Source organism: Flavobacterium sp., assembly GCF_043773265.1.
Lineage (GTDB): Bacteria > Bacteroidota > Bacteroidia > Flavobacteriales > Flavobacteriaceae > Flavobacterium.
The window spans coordinates 1-20,557 of the sequence record NZ_JAYVFH010000011.1 but is presented as its reverse complement, the minus strand read 5'-3'; the positions used below and the strand labels follow the sequence as shown (position 1 = coordinate 20,557).

17 protein-coding genes and 1 pseudogene are annotated in these 20,557 nt (G+C 33.8%); 10 read left to right on the top strand and 8 right to left on the bottom strand.

Annotated elements, in window-relative coordinates:
- The 9 genes and pseudogenes from ACH2BO_RS00515 to ACH2BO_RS00475 form a co-directional block, all read left to right on the top strand.
- A pseudogene (locus ACH2BO_RS00515) lies at window positions 1-142 on the top strand (3-hydroxybutyryl-CoA dehydrogenase); the annotation flags it as partial.
- A 72-nt stretch (window positions 143-214) separates the two neighbouring features.
- Window positions 215-622 carry a PaaI family thioesterase gene (locus ACH2BO_RS00510; RefSeq protein ID WP_395042801.1) on the top strand — a complete coding sequence of 136 codons (408 nt, stop codon included), beginning with the start codon at window positions 215-217 and terminating at the stop codon, window positions 620-622.
- 308 nt (window positions 623-930) lie between these two features.
- On the top strand, window positions 931-2,139 hold the full coding sequence (pcaF, locus tag ACH2BO_RS00505; RefSeq protein WP_395042800.1) for a 3-oxoadipyl-CoA thiolase: 1,209 nt from the start codon (window positions 931-933) through the stop codon (window positions 2,137-2,139).
- Window positions 2,140-2,255: 116 nt separating this feature from the next.
- Entirely contained in the window at window positions 2,256-4,751 is a 2,496-nt protein-coding gene (paaZ, locus tag ACH2BO_RS00500; protein ID WP_395042799.1) for a phenylacetic acid degradation bifunctional protein PaaZ, read from the top strand.
- A gap of 55 nt (window positions 4,752-4,806) precedes the next feature.
- Window positions 4,807-5,562, top strand: a complete 756-nt coding sequence (locus ACH2BO_RS00495) for an enoyl-CoA hydratase/isomerase family protein (RefSeq protein ID WP_395042798.1) — start codon at window positions 4,807-4,809, stop codon at window positions 5,560-5,562.
- Window positions 5,563-5,628: 66 nt separating this feature from the next.
- A complete protein-coding gene (locus tag ACH2BO_RS00490; protein ID WP_395042797.1) occupies window positions 5,629-6,216 on the top strand; it encodes a transferase hexapeptide repeat family protein in 588 nt (195 codons plus the stop codon).
- Between the two features lie 61 nt (window positions 6,217-6,277).
- On the top strand, window positions 6,278-7,573 hold the full coding sequence (locus ACH2BO_RS00485) for a dihydrolipoamide acetyltransferase family protein (RefSeq protein ID WP_395042796.1): 1,296 nt from the start codon (window positions 6,278-6,280) through the stop codon (window positions 7,571-7,573).
- A gap of 58 nt (window positions 7,574-7,631) precedes the next feature.
- Window positions 7,632-8,687, top strand: coding sequence for a branched-chain amino acid aminotransferase (locus ACH2BO_RS00480; RefSeq protein WP_395042795.1), 1,056 nt, complete (start codon window positions 7,632-7,634; stop codon window positions 8,685-8,687).
- Between the two features lie 104 nt (window positions 8,688-8,791).
- Window positions 8,792-10,906 (top strand): thiamine pyrophosphate-dependent enzyme, encoded by a 2,115-nt coding sequence (locus tag ACH2BO_RS00475; protein WP_395042794.1) that lies wholly within the window; start codon window positions 8,792-8,794, stop codon window positions 10,904-10,906.
- Window positions 10,907-11,171: 265 nt separating this feature from the next.
- On the opposite strand, the gene ACH2BO_RS00470 is transcribed toward ACH2BO_RS00475, so the two are convergent.
- The 8 genes from ACH2BO_RS00470 to ACH2BO_RS00435 form a co-directional block, all read right to left on the bottom strand.
- Window positions 11,172-12,770, bottom strand: coding sequence for an Eco57I restriction-modification methylase domain-containing protein (locus ACH2BO_RS00470; RefSeq protein WP_395042793.1), 1,599 nt, complete (start codon window positions 12,768-12,770; stop codon window positions 11,172-11,174).
- On the bottom strand, window positions 12,767-13,396 hold the full coding sequence (locus ACH2BO_RS00465; RefSeq protein WP_395042792.1) for an HNH endonuclease: 630 nt from the start codon (window positions 13,394-13,396) through the stop codon (window positions 12,767-12,769). Before ACH2BO_RS00465 ends, ACH2BO_RS00470 begins: the two co-directional genes overlap by 4 nt.
- Entirely contained in the window at window positions 13,393-14,055 is a 663-nt protein-coding gene (locus tag ACH2BO_RS00460) for a hypothetical protein (RefSeq protein WP_395042791.1), read from the bottom strand. The genes ACH2BO_RS00465 and ACH2BO_RS00460 overlap by 4 nt, the downstream gene beginning before the upstream one ends.
- Window positions 14,056-14,058: 3 nt before the next feature.
- Window positions 14,059-16,401 carry an ATP-binding protein gene (locus ACH2BO_RS00455; protein WP_395042790.1) on the bottom strand — a complete coding sequence of 781 codons (2,343 nt, stop codon included), beginning with the start codon at window positions 16,399-16,401 and terminating at the stop codon, window positions 14,059-14,061.
- A gap of 80 nt (window positions 16,402-16,481) precedes the next feature.
- A complete protein-coding gene (locus ACH2BO_RS00450; protein WP_395042789.1) occupies window positions 16,482-16,811 on the bottom strand; it encodes a DUF1016 N-terminal domain-containing protein in 330 nt (109 codons plus the stop codon).
- A gap of 371 nt (window positions 16,812-17,182) precedes the next feature.
- Window positions 17,183-17,701 (bottom strand): DUF4136 domain-containing protein, encoded by a 519-nt coding sequence (locus tag ACH2BO_RS00445; protein WP_395042788.1) that lies wholly within the window; start codon window positions 17,699-17,701, stop codon window positions 17,183-17,185.
- Window positions 17,702-17,771: 70 nt separating this feature from the next.
- Window positions 17,772-19,754, bottom strand: coding sequence for a urocanate hydratase (locus ACH2BO_RS00440; RefSeq protein ID WP_395042787.1), 1,983 nt, complete (start codon window positions 19,752-19,754; stop codon window positions 17,772-17,774).
- Between the two features lie 118 nt (window positions 19,755-19,872).
- Window positions 19,873-20,049 carry a DUF5522 domain-containing protein gene (locus ACH2BO_RS00435; protein ID WP_395042786.1) on the bottom strand — a complete coding sequence of 59 codons (177 nt, stop codon included), beginning with the start codon at window positions 20,047-20,049 and terminating at the stop codon, window positions 19,873-19,875.
- 28 nt (window positions 20,050-20,077) lie between these two features.
- Between ACH2BO_RS00435 and ACH2BO_RS00430 the strand changes: the two genes are divergently transcribed.
- Entirely contained in the window at window positions 20,078-20,407 is a 330-nt protein-coding gene (locus ACH2BO_RS00430) for a hypothetical protein (RefSeq protein WP_395042785.1), read from the top strand.
- Window positions 20,408-20,557 lie beyond the last annotated feature (150 nt).

Genomic DNA, 20,557 nt, shown 5'->3' with positions numbered 1-20,557 from the left:
ATTACTCGCTTGGGCAGACGAACTCGGAATAAATTGGTGCGTAGAAAAATTAGACGAATTATATAACGAATACCACGAAGACCGATACAGATGCAGTCCAATTTTAAGAAGAATGGCAAAATCAAATAAAAATTTCTATTAACCATAAACTTTGCGTCTCTGCGTCTTTGCGAGAGAAAACTTAATGAAACTTAATACCTTAATGGTTTAAAAAATGGAAGGAACAAAAATACCATACAAAATGTTAAGTAAAGACGCCTACAGCCAATGGCTCGGTATCGAAATTCTCGAATGTGAAATCGGTCGATGCAAAGTAGCAATGACAGTTCGCAAAGAAATGCTAAACAGTATGAACAAAGCCCACGGCGGAATCACCTATTCGTTAGCCGACACCGCTTTCGGATTCGCAGCCAATACACACGGAAAATTCGCAGTTTCCATCGAAACCTCAATAAATCACATCGAAGCCGTAAACGAAGGCGATTATTTAACAGCCGAATCAGTAATAGAAAAAGTAAATAACAAACTAGGATTCAATATAATAGAAGTAAAACTCGGCAACGAATTGGTAGCGCTTTTCAAAGGAGTAGTCTATCGCACCCAAAAAGATTGGGAAGAATAGAATAATCAGGAGCGAATGGCTTGGGCATTTTCAGTAATGGCAATTCCTGCTTTCCGTTCCAATCTTTTTTCAATTGCCTTGGGTTTTAACCCAAAGCAATTAAAAAAAGGATTTCCTCTCCAATCAGGGCTAAAAAGTAAATGAATTGAATAGAAAATAAAATAAATAACAAGGATAATAAGCTTTGCGCCTTTGCGAGAAAATAAAACTTAGCGAACCTTGCGTTCTTTGCGGTTAAATAAATAAAAACAAAAATAAGTTCAAAGTTGAGCAACTGTCAACTGAAAACTGTCAACTGAATACTGAAAATGGAAGCATACATCATAGACGGAGTTCGAACTCCAATCGGAAGTTATCAAGGAACACTAGCGTCGGTTCGTCCAGACGATTTAGGTGCGTTGGTCATTAAAACCGTAGTAGAAAATAATCCAAACATCCCAAAAGATGCTTACGATGACGTAATTATGGGTTGCGCCAATCAAGCTGGTGAAGACAATCGAAACGTAGCGAGAATGTCATTGCTTTTAGCAGGATTACCAACAACAGTTCCAGGAGAAACTGTAAACCGTTTGTGCAGTTCAGGATTATCAGCTATCATTCACGCCAATCGCGCCATAAAAGCAGGTGACGGACACGTTTTCATCGCTGGCGGAATTGAAAATATGACACGCGGACCATTAGTAGTTTCCAAACCATCATCGGCATATGGAACCGATTCTAAAATGTTCGACACCAGTTTCGGATGGCGTTTTATCAATCCAAAACTACAAGCAATGTACGGCACAGACGCAATGGGTGAAACTGCCGAAAATCTTGTAGAAAAATATAACATCACTCGTGAAGATCAAGATACATTCGCTTTGAACAGTCAACAAAAAGCAACAGCAGCACAAACTTCAGGAAGATTAGCCAAAGAAATTGTAAGTGTTGAAATTCCACAAAGAAAAGGCGATGCAATTCAATTTTCAAAAGACGAATTCATAAAGCCAGCAACATCTATCGAAGGATTATCAAAATTGTGTGCAGCATTCAAAAAAGACGGAAGCGTAACGGCAGGAAATTCTTCGGGATTAAACGATGGTGCTTGTGCAGTCATAATCGCATCTGCGGAAGCCGTAAAAAAATATAATTTAAAACCTTTGGCTCGAATAGTAAGTTCAGCAGTTGTTGGCGTTGCGCCAAACATTATGGGAATTGGACCAGTTGAAGCCACCAAAAAAGCATTAGCCAAAGCCAATTTAAGATTAGATCAAATCGACATCATAGAACTCAACGAAGCATTCGCCTCACAAAGTATCGCGTGCATTCGTGAGTTAGGTTTAAAAGACAACGACCCAAGAATCAACCCTAACGGAGGTTCTATTGCAATTGGTCATCCACTAGGTGTTACTGGAGCAAGAATTTGTTATTCAGCAGCATTAGAATTACAAATCCAACAAAAAAGATACGCTTTAATTACAATGTGCATAGGCGTTGGACAAGGTTACGCAGCAATTATTGAACGCGTAGCTGACTAGCCTCCGACTTTAGTCGGAGGAGAAATATTGAAAAATAATTTAATTAGCGAATTTGCTGTTAAAAAAAGAATTAAAATTTAACAAAAAAAGCTTCATAAGAGCGATCTATTGATAAGATGAGCAAAATACAAAATTACATAAACGGTCATTGGACTTCAGGTCAAGGAGAAGGCATTCCTTTATTCGACTCAGTAACAGGAGAAATAATAGGAAATGCTTCAACCGAAGGTCTAAATTTCGGCGAAATCCTCCATTATGGAAGAACAAAAGGCGGAGAAAAATTACGCAAAATGACTTTCCAAGAACGTGGAAATATGATAAAAAGTTTGGCAATGTATTTAACCAAACGCAAAGAAGCATTCTATGAAATCAGCTATAGAACAGGTGCAACACGTGTCGATTCTTGGATTGATATAGAAGGCGGATTCGGAAATCTATTTGCTAATGCATCATTACGAAAGTTATTCCCGAACCAATCCTATCACGTCGAAGGCGATCAAATTGATTTGTCCAAAGGAGGACGTTTTATGGCACACCACATTTTAGTTCCAAAAATTGGCGTTGCGGTTCACATCAACGCATTCAATTTTCCAATTTGGGGAATGTTAGAAAAATGCGCTGTCAATTGGATGGCAGGAATGCCAGCAGTTGTAAAACCTGCAACATCAACATCTTATTTGACCGAAGCAGTAGTTCGAGAAATCATAGCATCCAATATTTTACCCGAAGGTGCATTGCAACTCATTTGTGGTTCGGCAAATACACTTTTAGATACAGTCGAAAGTCAAGATGTCGTAACTTTTACAGGTTCAGCATCAACTGGTAGAATGTTAAAAGCACATTCCAGAATCATCAACGAATCAGTACCTTTTAATATGGAAGCCGATTCATTAAATTCATCTATTTTGGGTCAAGATGCAGTTGTTGGTTCACCCGAATTCGATTTATTTGTAAATCAAGTACGAAGCGAAATGACTGTAAAATGTGGACAAAAATGTACCGCAATCCGTCGTATAATTGTTCCAGAAAACTTAATGGATGACGTTCAAATCGCTCTCGGAAAAGCATTAGACAAAGTCGTAATTGGAGACCCAAGATTAAAAGAAGTCCGAATGGGTTCCTTAGTTTCAAAATCACAAGTGCAAGAAGTAAAAGAAAGAACTAACGAAATTGCCAAAACCGCCAAAATCGTTTATGGTGATTTCGATAAATTAAATCTAGTTGGAGCTAACGAAAAAGGTGCTTTTATTTCTCCAATGTTGCTTCGAGAAGAAAATCCGTTTACTAATTTAACAGCCCACGAAACCGAAGCTTTTGGTCCAGTGGCAACCATAATGCCTTATAAAAACCTTGATGAAGCTATCGAATTATCTCGAATGGGAAAAGGTTCGTTAGTATCATCAATCGTTACAAATTCAGACGAAATTGCCAAAGAATATGTTGTAAATGCTGCCACGCATCACGGAAGAATTTTGGTTCTAAATCGAGAAAATGCCAAACAAAGTACAGGTCACGGTTCACCATTGCCACAACTCGTTCACGGTGGTCCAGGTCGCGCAGGTGGTGGAGAAGAAATGGGCGGAATTCGCGGCATCAAACATTATATGCAACGTTGCGCCATTCAAGGTTCGCCAACCACATTAACTGAAATTACAGGCATTTACCAGCCAAATTCTGCCTACAAAGAAATTACCCAACATCCGTTTCAATACCATTGGGAAGACATCCAACCCGGAATGTCGTTGCGAACGCACAACAGAACAGTTACGGATACCGACATAATTAATTTTGCCAACATCACTTGGGATCATTTTTATGCACATACCGATATTACTTCGCTAGACGGAAGTATTTTCAAAAAACGAACCGCTCACGGATATTTTATTTTAGCAGCCGCAGCAGGTTTGTTTGTGTATCCAAATAAAGGACCAGTTGCGGCAAATTATGGATTGGAAGAATGTCGATTTTTACGTCCAATTTATCACAACGATACGGTTTATGTTCGTTTAACTTGCAAACAAAAAGTAGATAGAGATGTAGCATCAGCCGAACATCCAAGCGGCATCGTTAAATGGTTTGTCGAAGTTTTTGATGCCGAAAACGAATTGGTAGCTGTAGCAACTATTTTGACAATGGTTCAAAAAAAGCAAGAGGTTTTTGTTGAAATGACCGATGAAAAAATCACGGAATGTTTGAAAAAATTGACCGAAAATTCCAAACCAAAATGGGGAACAATGTCGGCTCAAAATATGATTGAACATTTAGAATACGGTTACCGAATTGCATCAGGTGAGATTCAAGATTTCGATATCACAACACCCGAAAAAATCATCGAAAAAGTACACAACACACTTTATGATTACAGCAAAATGCCACACGATTTTGAATTTCCATTAGCTGAAAAATCGAAAATTAATATAACAAAGCACGCCGATTTGAATAGTGCCAAAGAAAAAATGCTCGAAGCGCGTTCAGAATACATAACATATCATAGACAAAACCCAGAAACTCTTTTAAAAAATGCTGTTTTTGGCGAAATGTACCGATACGAATGGTATCTGTTAGAACGAAAACATTTAAACCATCATTTTGAACAATTTGGAATTTTGTAGTTCCTCTCTATTTTGTCATTTCGACGAAGGAGAAATCTCATAATAAAACAAGTATATGATATTAGAAGCATACGTTAACCAAGAAATAAAAAACAACATCGCAACCATCGAGTTTTTTCATCCAGAACAAAACTCCTTGCCAAGCGATATATTAAAAAAACTAGCCAACACAATTACTGAAGTTGGAAATAATAATGATGTAAAAGTCATCATCCTAAAAAGTGGTGGCGATAGAACTTTTTGTGCCGGAGCCAGTTTTCAAGAACTAATTTCAATTGACAATGCCGAAACTGGAAAATTATTTTTCTCTGGATTTGCCAATGTAATCAATGCAATGCGAAAATGTCCGAAATTTATCATTGGACGCATTCAAGGAAAAACCGTTGGTGGTGGAGTAGGAATTGCAGCTTCGACCGACTATTGTATGGCAACCAAATTCGCATCAATCAAATTATCAGAACTCAATGTCGGAATTGGACCATTTGTAGTTTCTCCTGCAATTGAACGTAAAATGGGAGTTTCGGCAATGTCACAAATTGCTATTGATGCCAATAATTTTTACGATGCCAATTGGGCAAGAGAAAAAGGATTGTTTGCCAATGTTTACGAAAGTATCGAAATTCTTGACAAAGAAGTTCAGAAATTTGCCGAGCATTTGTGTACTTACAACCAAGAAGCAATGCTCGAAATGAAAAAAGTATTCTGGCGAGGAACAGATGATTGGGACAATTTATTAGCCGAAAGAGCAGCAATTAGCGGACGATTGGTTTTGTCTGATTTTACAAAAGAGAAGTTAAAAAGTTATTCGTAGAGACGTTGCATTGCAACCTCTGTACTGAATTGCAACGAAACGTTTGCACTGAAATATGATAAAAAAATGATATACGAATTCAAAGGGTTCATCCCAGTCATACACGAAAGTAGTTTCATCCATCCGCAAGCAGCGGTAACTGGTAATGTAATTATTGGCAAAAATGTTTACGTTGGTCCAGGCGCAGCAATCCGTGGCGATTGGGGCGAAATTATCATTGAAGACGGTTGTAATGTTCAAGAAAATTGCACCATTCATATGTTTCCAGGAAAATCAATTGTTTTGAAAACTGGCGCACACATTGGTCACGGAGCAATTATTCACGGAGCAAATATTGGAGCGAATTGCCTTGTCGGAATGAACGCTGTAATTATGGATGATGTTAATCTTGGCGACGAATGTATTGTTGGTGCATTGAGTTTCATCAAAGCAGGAATGCAAATTCCGAATAGGAAAATGGTAGTTGGAAATCCAGCAACAATAATAAAAGAGGTGACTGATGAAATGATAGATTGGAAAACCAAAGGAACCGCTTTGTATCAGCAATTGCCAAAAGAATGTTACGATACATTAAAAGCAGTTGAACCATTACGAGAAATTCCAGCCAATCGACCAACACAAGAAGCGTTTTATAAAACATTTGAAAAAAAGTGATCAGTATTCAGTCATCAGTTAGCAACTGATCACTAAAAGCTGAACACTGAATACTATTTTTATGAATATAACAGAATTCAAAATGCCCAAAATGGGTGAAAGTATTTCCGAAGCAACAATAATCAGTTGGTTGAAAAACGTAGGTGATTTTGTGGAAGCAGAAGAAACCATTCTCGAAGTCGCTACCGATAAAGTTGATAGTGAAGTATCTTCGCCAGTTTCTGGAATAATTACTGAAATTCGTTTTCAGAAAGATGCTGTTGTTGGTGTAGGAGAAGTTTTGGCGTTGATTGATGAGAGTCAAAAGTCGAAAGTCGAAAGTCGAAAGTTAGAAAATAGTTCTATTGAAAACAAGTCTGTCACACCGAGCGCAGTCGAGGTGACGCTATCTAAAACTGACAACCGAAAACTGACAACCAATCTAAGTGCTTTTATTTCACCTCTAATTATCTCAATTGCACAAAAAGAAAATTTATCAATTGAAGAATTACAAACAATTCCAGCATCAGGAGCAGAAGGAAGATTGCAAAAAAGTGATGTTTTTAATTATCTGAAGAACCGTAAATATCCTCTACAAAGCAAACCAATAACTGACAACCGACAACCGACAACTTCTTCTTTTCCAAAGCCAAAAATCAATTTCATAGAAGGAAAAGACCGCATTGTGGAAATGGATCGTATGCGCAAAATGATTGCCGATCATATGGTGTATTCCAAGCAGACATCGCCACACGTCACTTCGTATATTGAAGTCGATGTAACCAATTTAGTCAATTGGAGAAACGGAAATAAAGATAAATTTCAAGAAAAGTATAACGAAAAACTAACATTCACACCCATTTTTGTTGATGCTGTTGCCAAAGCAATCGTCGATTTTCCAATGATTAATGTTTCGGTTGATGAGAAAAACATTATCGTTCACAATGACATTAATATCGGAATGGCAACAGCATTACCCAACGGAAATTTAATTGTTCCTGTAGTTCGAAATGCTAACGAAAAATCATTGTCTGAATTAGCAAAAACAGTCAATCATTTAGCGGAAGCTTCACGAAATAACAAGTTAAAACCCGAAGAAATTCAAGGAAGTACTTTCACCATTTCCAATGTAGGTACGTTTGGAAGTTTGATGGGAACACCAATTATCAACCAACCCGAAGTAGCCATTTTAGCACTTGGAATTATTAAAAAACGTCCCGAAGTTATTACGACTTCAAAAGGTGACGAAATCGCTATTCGAAGTATGATGTATCTTTCTTTATCGTTCGACCATAGAGTAGTGGACGGATTTTTAGGAGGTTCATTTTTACGAAAAATCGGCGATTATCTTGAAGAAATTCCAAAATATACTTTTTAAATATAAATTTCAGTAGGGTTTTTAATTCATAACCCATAACTCAAAAATCATAACTAAAATGTCTTACAATATTAAAATTACACCCATCGAAAAATCAAAAATTGATACTGTTGATATCAACAATATCATAATGGGATTTTCATTTTCGGATCATATGTTTATTTGCGATTATCACGATGGCGAATGGCAAAATCCACGAATAGAACCTTTAGCATTAATTCCAACGCATCCAGCTGCAATGGCACTGCATTACGGACAAGCGATTTTTGAAGGAATGAAAGCAACATTGGGAAAAGACGGAACACCATTGTTATTCCGTCCAGATGAAAATGCAAAACGATTGAATTTTAGCGCCGACAGAATGGGAATGCCAACTTTTCCAGAAGATTTATTTGTAGAAAGTTTGAAAAAACTAGTCGCAATGGAAAAAAATTGGATTCCAACCAAAGAAGGAAGCGCGTTGTATTTACGTCCTTTTATGTATGCAGACGAAGCATTTATAGGAATGCGAGCTGCAACAAGTTTCAAATTTATTGTAATGGCATCACCATCTGGACCTATTTATAGTCATAAAATAAAATTGTATGCCGAAACCAAATATATTCGTGCAGCTAATGGCGGAACTGGCGAGGCAAAAGCAGCTGGTAATTATGCAGCAGCAATTCGTCCAACCGAATATGCAAAATCAAAAGGGTACGACCAAGTTTTATGGTTAGATGCACAAGATTTTGAATACATTCAAGAAGTTGGGACGATGAATATTTTCTTTAAAATTGCTGGAAAATTCATCACGCCAAGTTTAACAGGTTCAATTTTATCTGGAATTACAAGAATGTCAGTTATTGATGTTTTGCGTGACAAAGGATACGAAGTTACCGAAAGACAAATAACCATAACCGAAATCAAAGAAGCATTTGCAAATGGTACTCTCGAAGAAGCATTTGGAGCAGGAACAGCAGTTGGAATAGCAATGATTCAAGAAATTGGGAATGGCGATTTCACACTTAAATTCCCTGAAGAAAATCCAGTTTCAGAAATGGTGAAACAAACCTTGAATGATATCAAATTGCAAAAAATCGAAGACAAATTTGGTTGGATAGTGGAGGCAAAATAAATATTTCAGGAACACAGATTTAAGAAATTCAAAAGATTTTAAAAATTTCTCTAATTTCTTAAATCTGTGTTCCAAAAAGATATAGATTATCAAATCGAAAATAAATGTTAGATAAAAACACACTCAAAAAAGCTTTTTCTACAATGGCAACTGCCAAGGCAATGACCGAATTGTATGAAGAGAACTTTAAAATAGTTTCCAAATACGTTCACGCAACCTCACGCGGACACGAAGCCATTCAAATTGCAATGGCGATGCAATTATTGCCACAAGATTATGCGTTTCCGTATTATCGTGATGATGCAATGCTACTCGGAATTGGGATGCAACCCTATGATTTAATGTTGCAATTAATGGCAAAAAAAGACGATCCGTTTTCGGGCGGAAGAACCTATTATTGCCATCCAAGTTTGAAAGATGCTGATAAACCAAAAATTCCACATCAATCCTCTGCAACTGGAATGCAAGCCATTCCAGCAACTGGTGCTGCGATGGGTTTTTGGTATAAAGAAAAAGTCCTCATCCCAACCTTCTCCAAAGGAGAAGGAGAAGTAACTGAAAAACCAATAGTTGTTTGCTCACTCGGTGATGCATCCGTAACCGAAGGTGAAATTGCCGAAGCTTTCCAAATGGCAGCTTTAAAACAACTTCCAATTTTATATTTAGTACAAGATAACGGTTGGGATATTTCTGCAAATGCAGCCGAAACTCGAGCTCAAAATGCGTTTGAATATGCCAAAGGTTTCCACGGAATTGAAGCGATTTCTATTGATGGAGCTGATTTTGCCGAAAGTTATTTAGCAGTTCAAAAAGTAGTAAAAACCATTCGTGAAGAACGTCGTCCGTTTTTAATACACGCCAAAGTACCTTTGTTAAATCATCATACTTCTGGAGTTCGAATGGAATGGTATCGTGACGATTTAGAAGAAGCAAAATCTCGAGATCCATATCCAGTTTTGATAAAACAATTATTGGAAGCAGGAATCACACAACAAGAAATAGACCATCAATCGGCGGTGGCTTTAGCCAAAGTCCAAGCTGATTTTGATAAAGCGAAACTAGCCGAAGATCCAACTCCAGAAGATTTATTTACGCACAATTTTGCTCCAACGCCAATTACAGAAGAAGTTGGCGAACGTAATCCACCACGAGAAGAAAAAGTGGTAATGGTCGATTGCGCCCTTTTTGCAGTCGAAGAATTAATGAAAAAACATCCCGAATGTTTGCTGTACGGACAAGACGTAGGAGCAAGATTAGGCGGAGTTTTTAGAGAAGCAGCAACTTTAGCACAAAAATTTGGAGACGAACGCGTTTTCAATACACCAATTCAAGAAGCATTTATTGTAGGTTCCACTGTCGGAATGTCTGCTGTTGGTTTAAAACCCATTGTTGAGGTTCAGTTTGCCGATTATATTTGGCCTGGATTGAATCAATTGTTTACCGAAGTCAGTCGTTCGTGTTATTTGTCCAACGGAAAATGGCCCGTGAGTATGATTTTGAGAGTTCCAATTGGAGCTTATGGAAGTGGCGGACCATATCATTCGTCATCTGTAGAAAGTGTTTTGACCAACATTCGCGGTATTAAAATTGCCTATCCGAGTAATGGAGCTGATTTAAAAGGACTTTTAAAAGCTGCCTATTACGACCCAAATCCAGTTGTGATTTTAGAACATAAAGGTTTGTATTGGAGCAAAGTAAAAGGAACTGACGCAGCAAGAGTCAACGAACCAAGCGAAGATTATATTTTACCCTTCGGGAAAGCCAATATCATTCAAGAAATTTGGGAACAAGAAACCGACGAAACTATTACGGTAATCACATACGGAATGGGAGTTCATTGGGCTTTGAATGCATCAGCAGAGATTCTGAAACAAGTTCAGAATAAAGATAAAACGGAAAAGATTCTGAAACAAGTTCAGAATAAAGTAGAAATTATCGATTTGCGAACCTTGTATCCACTTGATGAAGAAGCGATTTTTAAATCAGTCAAAAAAACTAAAAAGTGCTTGGTTGTTACCGAAGAACCAACCAATAATTCCTTTGCAAGAAGTTTAGCTGGACTCATTCAAGAAAAATGTTTTAAATATTTAGATGCACCAGTTATGGTTATTGGTTCAGAGAATATGCCAGCCATTCCGCTCAACAGCGTTTTGGAGTTTACTATGATTCCAAATGTGGATAAAGTAAGGTTGAAAATGGAAGAGTTACTTAATTATTAGTGTTCAGAAGCAGTATTGATTACTAAATTATCATTCGCCCTTTTTGTCATTCTGAGGAACGAAGAATCTCATCCAATTTTTCAGGAGCTATTTCCAGCTTTCCATTTCAATCTTTTTCTCAAAAACCTTTTTTTCTATCTCGTTGCGGTAACTTCCGTTGGATGTTCCGCAACTCCAAGAAAAAAATAGGTTTTTTTAAAAAAGGATTTCCACTTCAATCTGGGCTAGGGCAGTTGGTTTCAGAAGAGTGTTTTGTTTTGAGAATTTACTTTCTATGTCTTTTCTCTACTAACTTTAATCTAATTAATTCAATTCTTTCAATTTCTTTAACTGATAACCCAAGAGTTTTATTTAAGATTTCATAATTATTAGTTTTCAAAACATCTTGTATTGAAGATTTACCTTTAAAATTTTTCTTGTAAACGTCAAAATTATTACACTCTGTATAAGGAATTGGTAATATTCTAAATTCATTTGGTGTTAATTCAAGAACTCCACCACCATAATATCTGCCTTCCAGTTCTGCAAAAGTAAGAGTTAATGAGTTATAAAACGAAAAAATAAAATTATCTAAATTATAACCTGACTTCATTTCTATTTTATATGCACTATCAGTTACTAATATATTGGCTTCATTTTTAATCATTTTAGGGTATTCGTGTGCTCTTTTAAAAAAGAATGCTTCTGGAACAGTAGCAACATTAGGCACTTTGTACCATTTGTTTCTTTGTTTGCACTTGAATCTTAATGGTAATTCCTCTGAAACACCTATATTAAAATAGTCTTGTGTTTTTTTTGATATTTTATCATCTTTTAATTTGTTGAAATCTAAAAGATAGGATGGTTTATTTTCTGATACTAATTTTTTAAAGTCTTCATTGTTAAATGCAACAGAACCATTTACGAAGAAACCTTTTTGAACTATTGGCTTTGCAAATTCTTTTAGTTCAAACTTCTTTAGTGTTTCCTTATTAACTATAAAATAGTTATTTGCTGCAGTAACTATACCAGCTTTATTATCAAGAAAATGAGAAACATTATGTAGTTTATTTTTTAAATTTTCTAAAAATTCATATTCATCAGGAGTTATAAAATGATGTGTCCATTTTTTATCAGAATCTGAAAGTGATTGATTTTCATAAAAACTATAATTATTATTTTCTAAATCCTCTAATGATGAGATATTTGTATAGAATGTTCCTTTTTGTAAATGTTTTTTGTAACCAATAAGTAAAACAGTATCTTGACCTTTACATTCTTGGAATTGTAATTCATTGAATGTAAAAACTTCAACTCTTACAAACTCTTTTTTCAAAAATGTTCTAATCTCCTCTGTAAACTTAACTTGTAATAGTTCTAAAGGAAGTATAAATGCAAGAATACCATCTTTTTTTAGTTTTGAAATACCACTTATTAAAAAGGAAGTCCAAATATTATTTATACTTTTATTAGACAACTTACTTTCGCTGTGAATAGTTTTAGCTAATTCTTTTTGATTATTCTCTAATAGATTTTTCTTTACATACGGAGGATTTCCAATGATTAGAGAGTATGAATTAGTGTTTTCAAAATGAAAATTTAAATAATCACAATTAAATGAGCTTACATTTATTTTACTATTTTTATCAATGCATTTTGCTTTTTCAAGTTCTAAATTATCTTTTTCTACAATCGTTAAATTGATTTTTGAAAATTTATCTAATTTGTTACTTTTTGCGATTGCTTTTACAAAAGACCCATCACCAACACTTGGCTCCAAAACTGAAATTACTTTTCTTTTAATTTTAGTCAAACAATAATCTGCTACAAAATCAGCTAATCTTGTAGGAGTGTAATAGGAACCTGATTTTTTTTTATTTGTCATTTTCTTCTTATCTCGGCTAATTTATAAGGTCTAATTTTATCTCTTTTCCTTATAATATTTAATAAACTTGAAGTGATATCATATAATTTATTAACGCTTTCTAAATCATTCTTAATAATTTCATTTTGTTTTAATTCGTTAATTTCAATAAAAACTTTTTTTTCACGTTCTTTTAAAATCTGTTCACGTCTTTCATAAATCAATTGAGGTCTATTTAAAAATAATCTTTCTGTTAAATAACAACTACTTATATATTTACCAAGTAACATATAAGTTTCTAAATCTACAATAAATAAATCTAAATAATTATGTTTCGATGGATTTGGATAACACAATATATTCAAATCATCATCATTATTTGGCCAATCATTACTTTTAAATCTATTACAAATTGGGCAGGAATAAAACAAGTTTAAAATATCATTTTCTAAGTCCTTAAATTTAGGAATTGATTTTGGTTTATAATGTTCTATATGGTAATGATCTATTCCACCAAACTGAGATTCGTGAATTGAACAATAAACACATTGATAATAACATTCCTCTGCAATTTGTTCTTTCCAATCAGAATAAGTGCCACTCATTGGTTGTTTTGACTTATCCTTAATTATTTTTTTCCAATTCAATTTTTTTTCAATTTTAGTTCTAACTCTAACTTTAAAGCTTCTAACTCTTTAATTCTTTCTTCATACTCGTCAAGCCAATCCTTTCTTTCACCCAAATTTATATCTAACGGAAGATGAAGTTTTGTTTGTAAAGCTAACAATCTATTCATTTGATTTCCAGTGTTTTTTCCAGAAGCAACCATTTTTGACAATTCCTGAAATTCTTTTAATTCGTTATTGTTTTCATCAAGATATCTTTGTGTTGATCTAATGATTCTATCTACATATTTTTCACCTTCATTTATAAACTCTTGTCTTTCAATAATATCTTCAAATTCGCTGAATTTTGCAGTTAATTCTTCATCAGTTTTATTTGAAGTAATTACATAAATCGGAATATCTTTATATCGTTCCCTAATTATACTTACAAGTTGATTACCTCTATATGAAACAGGTCCAATACCACCTTCTGTTTCGTTATGCATTCTCTCATCAAAAATCAAACAAACAATATTTTCATTTAGAATCCAATCAAAATATTCTTCAAAAGTTTCTGTGTCATATGGAAATATATCAATCACAACAAAATTAGAATCTTTAATTTCTAAATAAGCATCTAATGACCTTCGTAGTGTTTCTCTTTGGTCATAATTATCATCAATAATAGCAATTTTGTACATAATTTATTTTTTTTCTAATGGTAACCATACTTTGAATCTTGCGCCTTTGAGAATTGGATCTATATCAAAAGAAATTTTTCCGTTTAAATCTCTTACAATAGAACTCACAACAGTCAATCCTAAACCAGTTCCTATGCTATTACTGCCCTGAGTAGGATTTATTTTTGTTGAAAATAAAGGTTCAAAGACTCGATGACTGAACTCTTTTGAAACGCCTGGTCCTGAATCTGATACGATTATAGCGTAACCTGCGGTTTCATTTTTTTTATTAATTTTTAATTCTTCTCTAATAAGTGAAACAATAATTTTTCTTTCACCATTTTTTTGGGTTGTAGCAGTATATGAATTGGTTAGTAAATTAATTAATATCGTTTCAATATCCATTTGATAAGTTTTGGATATTAATTCTATTCCATTCATCATTAAATCAATTGAAGCAGCTTTAAATGCTGGATTCAACTCTCCTATAACTGTTTCTATTGTTCTTTTAATGTTTATATTTTTTTTACTTCTTTTTTCTCTTTGAACTCTTGTTAAAGCATATGCGCCCCAAGCAGCTACTTTATTTGAATGTTTTATTGCTTTGTCTAACTCTGATATAGCTCCATCAATATCTGGAGTTTTCTTTTTTAAAAGTAATTTAGCAGTAGAAGTCGAACCTTTAAATTGTGTAATTGAACCTTCTGTTTCGTGGCCGAAAACTGCTGATGATATGCCAACAGTCGCTAAACCACTTAAAGTTCTATTCCAATTAAGTAAGTCAGTTATTGTCTTTTCAACTTTTTGTGTTGTCTTACTCAAATTTGTTATGTTCTTTTGAACACTTTCTTTAACATCATCATCAATGTCTTTACTTGAATCAATTTCAGCTTTAATTTCAGATAAATCAGCTTCAATCTCAGAAAGGGATTTAATTATTTTATCTGTATTACTTTCTGATGATTTCTCATTGCTTTTAGATTTTTTTATTTCTGGAAGTAGTTTTGTTCTATATGATTCAAGCATATTTATTGAACCTAAAATAAAATATTTTAAATCCAAAAATGCTTCGGATTCAACAAAGCCTTCTCTAGCTGCACTATCTGCTAAAGAAAGATTGTTATCCCTAGATATAAACGTTGCTCCAACTATTTGATTAGGAGTTATTCTGTAATTATTTCCTCTACTAATACCTGCTGGATCTTGTGCTTTTCTGTCTGCAAGATTTAACCAATCGTATCCAAACTGTGAGCTTGGAAAGCCATATGGTTTAACTACAATTCTATCTCTATAAATTTTAATTCCAGCATTATTATCAAGAAATTCCCTAAGATCAGAGAGATTAAAACTCATATTTTCAACAGAAGCAGCTTCTCTTAAAAAGAAAGAAAGTTTTAATGTTATTGGACCACATCTAAGTTTGTCTAAAATATTATCACTAATATTTAAATCTGATTTAGTGATTAAGTTTTTCCACTTTACAGTTTCAATTGTTTCTTTTTTTGTATACTTATTATTAATTGTATAAATTATATCAGAGCCTTTACCATCATAAAATGCTTCTAAATCAATTTCAGCAGCTTTTAAAAAATTTGTATCAATTGTTCTAGAAACATTAGGAAAAACATCGTTTTTTAAATCAATTTTAAAATCAATTACTTGTTCGAAAGGAGGTGTTAATGCTGATAGCTCTGTGAAAAGATTTTCAATATTTTTTTTTGTCCATTGTTGTCTTTGATTTGAAATTATTATTTCAGTTCCTGTTTCAGATTTTAAACCTTTTAAGTCAGGTAATTTAATACTGTCAGGTTCAAAAATTTGAATTTTAATATCTGATAAATCTTTTCCTTCAACATCAAAATCATCCCAGTTTAATTTAAGACCAATTAGTTTATCATTTCTTGATTTTGTTCTTAATTCTAGTAATGCACCAAGTCTATCAGTTGAAATTCTTCCAATTCCTTTTTCTCCAGTTTTTCTTCTGCCTAATTCACTAATTTTAGATATTTTTTTTGCAGAAAAACCAATTCTTAACCAATTGTTCTTAAGTTCAGATTCTGTCATCCCAAAACCATTATCTGCAATCCTAATAAAATCATTTGAATTAGAATATATTTCAACTTCAACATTTTTCGCATCTGCATCATAACTGTTTTTTACTAATTCAAGAAGAGCTGTACTATGATCTTTTATACTATCTCTTCCTAAATGAATAAGTGTTTTAGCATCAACAAAAAATCTTTGAAAATTAGGGTCTAATTTTGTTAATTCTGTTGACAAATTCATTACCTTGTCATAATCAAGAGGGCTTTTTGAAAGTGTTTCAAAAAGTTCTTTTTTTATCAATTCTATTTTATTGTTTGGCATATGAAATCTTTGAAAGCTATAAAAGTATAACTTTGAATCTCAAAATTTTAATTTTTTTTAAAAATAATTAAAATTTTAATTTATAATTGTCGTGCCATTGGCACGACAATTTGAAAATCGTTAAATTGTTCTGCAAACTGCAACATTCTTCGAAGGTTTTTTATTTCAAAATTTTTCCCATATTTATTTTCTAATAGTGCCGACACTGTCGACACAATTTGTTTTCCATATTCGGCTCGTTTATTTTGTAAAATATCTTGATTGATGCGATTGCCAACTTGCCAAAACAATAAGGTAAGAGTGCTATTGGTTTGGATTGCAACTTGGTGTTTGCTTTGCTCAATAAGATGAGATAATACTTGGAGTAAATTAGTTTCTATAACTGCTAAATTGGATTCTTTTTTTGTCATAAAATTGAAAAATCAATAGTTTGATGGTAGTACAAACATACAAAAAACACAATAGTTTGGAAAACAAATTAATTCTAGATTATTTAAATGTGTATGTTATAGTTTCTTAAAAATTCTGCATCTATTCAATACATAACCAATCTAGCCCTGATAGCAATGAAAATCTCGTTTTTTGGGACGAGATTGTAATGTATAGCAGGAAAATGGAAACCAAAAGAAACCAAGCCATTCGCTACTGATATTCATCAGCATAAATCCTAAAAAAAAACCACAGTTTGTATAATACTGTGGTTTTTGTTTATTTCAATATTCTAAATTCGTTGTTGAATGTTGAATATTCAATTTGGAACAACGAATAATGAAATTTTAAATTATTTTTTAACAGGCGGATATTGCGCCAAGATTTTATCTACAAATTCTTTAATTCGAGCGTCTTTTTTATCAGTGTTTTTAGTTAAATAACCACTTCCTTCGCCTTGCCAAACGAGTTCTTTGGTTTTAGCATCTAAAATGTCAATTATCAAAGTGCCTTCGGGAGTTGTGTTTACGTGGTTATAACCAATTCCCATTCCCCAAAAAGGACTCCAGCCAAATCCAAAACCAGAATTGTTGTAAACATCAACTCGCTCATTTTCTTTAGTGAAAATACTAATTAATACATCTGGCGTTTCACTTTTTGTAAAGTTTTTTGTGGTCATTGCTTCATCAATAGAGCGCAAAATTCGTTTTTTATCTAAATCGGATATTTCGACTTTATCAATAGCATTTTTTAGATAAGCATAGGTTTTGTAGGAGGTAAAATCTACTTTCTTATCATAATCGGAATTTACACTCACCGAACTGCACGAAGCAAGAACGAAGAGTAGGAGTATAAAGCTTAAATTTTTCATATTTTTTTAGTTTAAAGTTTTAAAGTTTCAGGTTTCAGGTTTCAAGTTATTGCTAAACCAACTTGAAACATTAAACTTGAAACAAATTATCGTCTACTATATTCGGAATTGTAACTTTCAATAAAGGTTGCGTTTGCATTGCTCTTTTTATGGCAAAAATGGCTCCTTCGTTTCGTGCCCAACTTCGTCGTGAAATTCCGTTGTTTACATCCCAGAAAAGCATTGATTCTAATCGTCTTGACGCTTCATTAGAACCATCAAGAACCATACCAAAACCACCATTAATAACTTCTCCCCAACCAACGCCACCACCATTATGAATGGAAACCCAAGTTGCGCCACGAAAGCTATCGCCAATCACATTTTGTATTGCCATATCGGCTGTAAAACGTGAACCATCGTAAATATTTGAAGTTTCTCGATAAGGTGAATCGGTTCCTGAAACATCGTGGTGATCACGTCCAAGAATTATGTAGCCAATTTCGCCACGAGCAATCGCTTGATTGAATGCTTCTGCAATTTTGATTCTTCCTTCTGCATCTGCGTAAAGAATTCTAGCTTGTGAACCAACGACTAATTTATTTTCTTGTGCACCTTTTATCCATTGGATGTTATCGGCCATTTGTTGTTGGATTTCTGGCGGAGAAGTTTGCATCATTTCCTCTAGAACATCACAAGCAATTTTGTCGGTTTTGGCTAAATCTTCTGGATTTCCTGATGCGCAAACCCATCGAAATGGACCGAATCCGTAATCAAAACACATTGGTCCCATAATATCTTGAACATAACTATTGTATTTAAAATCGATATGATTTTCTGCAAAAACATCTGCTCCAGCACGAGAAGCTTCTAATAAAAAAGCATTTCCATAGTCGAAGAAATACGTTCCTTTTGCAGTATGTTTATTAATTGCGGTTGCGTGACGGCGCAATGTTTTTTGAACTTCTTCTTTAAATTTAGATGGATTATTCGCCATTAAATCATTAGATTCTTCAAACGAAAATCCAGTTGGATAATAACCTCCAGCCCAAGGATTGTGTAGTGAAGTTTGATCGGAACCTAAATCGATGTGCAGGTTTTCTTGGTCGAAACGTTCCCAAACATCGACTACATTTCCGAGATAAGCAATAGAAACGACTTCTTGATTTTCGAGTGCTTTTTTTACTCTTGGAACTAATTCGTCAATATTCTCAATCACTTCATTTATCCAACCTTGTGAATGACGAATGTGCGTAATTTTTGGATTTACTTCGGCACAAACAGTAACGCAACCTGCAATATTTCCTGCCTTGGGTTGCGCGCCACTCATTCCACCTAATCCAGAGGTGACAAATAAACCACCTTTTGGAGATTTTTTTATTTTTCTAAATCCGTTTAAAACAGTAATTGTGGTTCCGTGAACAATTCCTTGCGGACCAATATACATATAACTTCCAGCTGTCATTTGTCCGTATTGAGAAACGCCCAATGCATTCATTTTTTCTAAATCATCAGCAGAAGAATAATTGGGTATTACCATTCCGTTGGTAACCACAACTCTTGGTGCTTCTTTATGTGATGGGAACAAACCCATAGGATGACCAGAATACATAGCTAAAGTTTGCTCTTCGGTCATTTCGGCCAAATATTTCATTGTTAATAAATACTGCGCCCAATTTTGAAAAACAGCACCATTTCCGCCATAGGTAATGAGTTCGTGTGGATGTTGTGCCACTGCATAATCGAGATTATTCTGAATCATTAACATTATGGCTTTGGCTTGCTCGCATTTTCCTGGATATTCAGAAATTGGTCTTGCGTACATTTTATAATCTGGACGAAATCTGTACATATAAATTCGACCGTATTTTTTTAATTCTTCTTTGAATTCGACTATTAATTCGGCGTGATGTTTTGGTTCAAAATAGCGTAAGGCATTTTTTAATGCTAACTTTTTTTCTTCATTCGAGAGGATTTCTTTTCGTTTTGGTGCGTGATTTATATCAATTTCATATAGTTTTGAATTTGGTAAAACCGATGGAATTCCTTGTTGTATTTGTTCTTTGAATGTCATTTTTATATAATATTGTTTGCGTTAGGGATAGAAGTGAAAATCCTTTTATTGATCCCGATTGTAATCGGGAGGAATAAAAGATTGTAACGGATAGCCCGACCTGAAAGGAACGCCATAATTATTTTTTTAATTGTCCTGTTTTTTTATCAAATCCATAAGGGCAATGTCTGCATCCACTTTTGCAACAATATCCGCGTTTTATATGGTATTTTTCAGTAAAACATTTGTATCCTTCTGGTGTGTAATAATAATCTTCACCTTCTTTTAAATTATTTGGATTTAATTCTTCATTCATAACTACAAATTTAGCAACTTTGCATCATATGATTCTAATAGTTTTTAAATATTTAACGCCAAGAGGATTTCGTGGTTTAACATTTTACCCATTTGTGTTTTTGAAACATCGTGAAGATAAGGATAATTTGGTTTTTTTAAATCACGAAAAAATTCATATTAGACAACAATTAGAGTTGTTGATATTGCCATTTTATGTTTGGTATTTTATTGAATATATATTCAGATTGATGCAATATAAAGATAGAAAAAAAGCTTATTACAACATTTCATTTGAAAGAGAAGCATATTCAAATGAAAAAGACCTTAACTATATACAGAAAAGGACTTTTTGGAGTTTTCAAAAGTATATTAATTAGTTTAAAAAATTACTTTTTTAGTAATTACTTTATCATTTATTAAAGTAATGTTTAATAACAAAGAAGTATTGTTTTTTATAAGATTTGAAATTATAAATGCTTGAGAATTAACGTCATTATACTCTGCAAGTTTTCTTCCTAAAACATCAA

Coding starts and splice junctions, on each gene's coding strand:
- ACH2BO_RS00510 (WP_395042801.1), top strand. CDS start 215: ATGGAAGGAACAAAAATACCATACAAAATGTTAAGTAAAGACGCCTAC.
- pcaF (WP_395042800.1), top strand. CDS start 931: ATGGAAGCATACATCATAGACGGAGTTCGAACTCCAATCGGAAGTTAT.
- paaZ (WP_395042799.1), top strand. CDS start 2,256: ATGAGCAAAATACAAAATTACATAAACGGTCATTGGACTTCAGGTCAA.
- ACH2BO_RS00495 (WP_395042798.1), top strand. CDS start 4,807: ATGATATTAGAAGCATACGTTAACCAAGAAATAAAAAACAACATCGCA.
- ACH2BO_RS00490 (WP_395042797.1), top strand. CDS start 5,629: ATGATATACGAATTCAAAGGGTTCATCCCAGTCATACACGAAAGTAGT.
- ACH2BO_RS00485 (WP_395042796.1), top strand. CDS start 6,278: ATGAATATAACAGAATTCAAAATGCCCAAAATGGGTGAAAGTATTTCC.
- ACH2BO_RS00480 (WP_395042795.1), top strand. CDS start 7,632: ATGTCTTACAATATTAAAATTACACCCATCGAAAAATCAAAAATTGAT.
- ACH2BO_RS00475 (WP_395042794.1), top strand. CDS start 8,792: ATGTTAGATAAAAACACACTCAAAAAAGCTTTTTCTACAATGGCAACT.
- ACH2BO_RS00470 (WP_395042793.1), bottom strand. CDS start 12,770: ATGACAAATAAAAAAAAATCAGGTTCCTATTACACTCCTACAAGATTA.
- ACH2BO_RS00460 (WP_395042791.1), bottom strand. CDS start 14,055: ATGTACAAAATTGCTATTATTGATGATAATTATGACCAAAGAGAAACA.
- ACH2BO_RS00455 (WP_395042790.1), bottom strand. CDS start 16,401: ATGCCAAACAATAAAATAGAATTGATAAAAAAAGAACTTTTTGAAACA.
- ACH2BO_RS00450 (WP_395042789.1), bottom strand. CDS start 16,811: ATGACAAAAAAAGAATCCAATTTAGCAGTTATAGAAACTAATTTACTC.
- ACH2BO_RS00445 (WP_395042788.1), bottom strand. CDS start 17,701: ATGAAAAATTTAAGCTTTATACTCCTACTCTTCGTTCTTGCTTCGTGC.
- ACH2BO_RS00440 (WP_395042787.1), bottom strand. CDS start 19,754: ATGACATTCAAAGAACAAATACAACAAGGAATTCCATCGGTTTTACCA.
- ACH2BO_RS00435 (WP_395042786.1), bottom strand. CDS start 20,049: ATGAATGAAGAATTAAATCCAAATAATTTAAAAGAAGGTGAAGATTAT.
- ACH2BO_RS00430 (WP_395042785.1), top strand. CDS start 20,078: ATGATTCTAATAGTTTTTAAATATTTAACGCCAAGAGGATTTCGTGGT.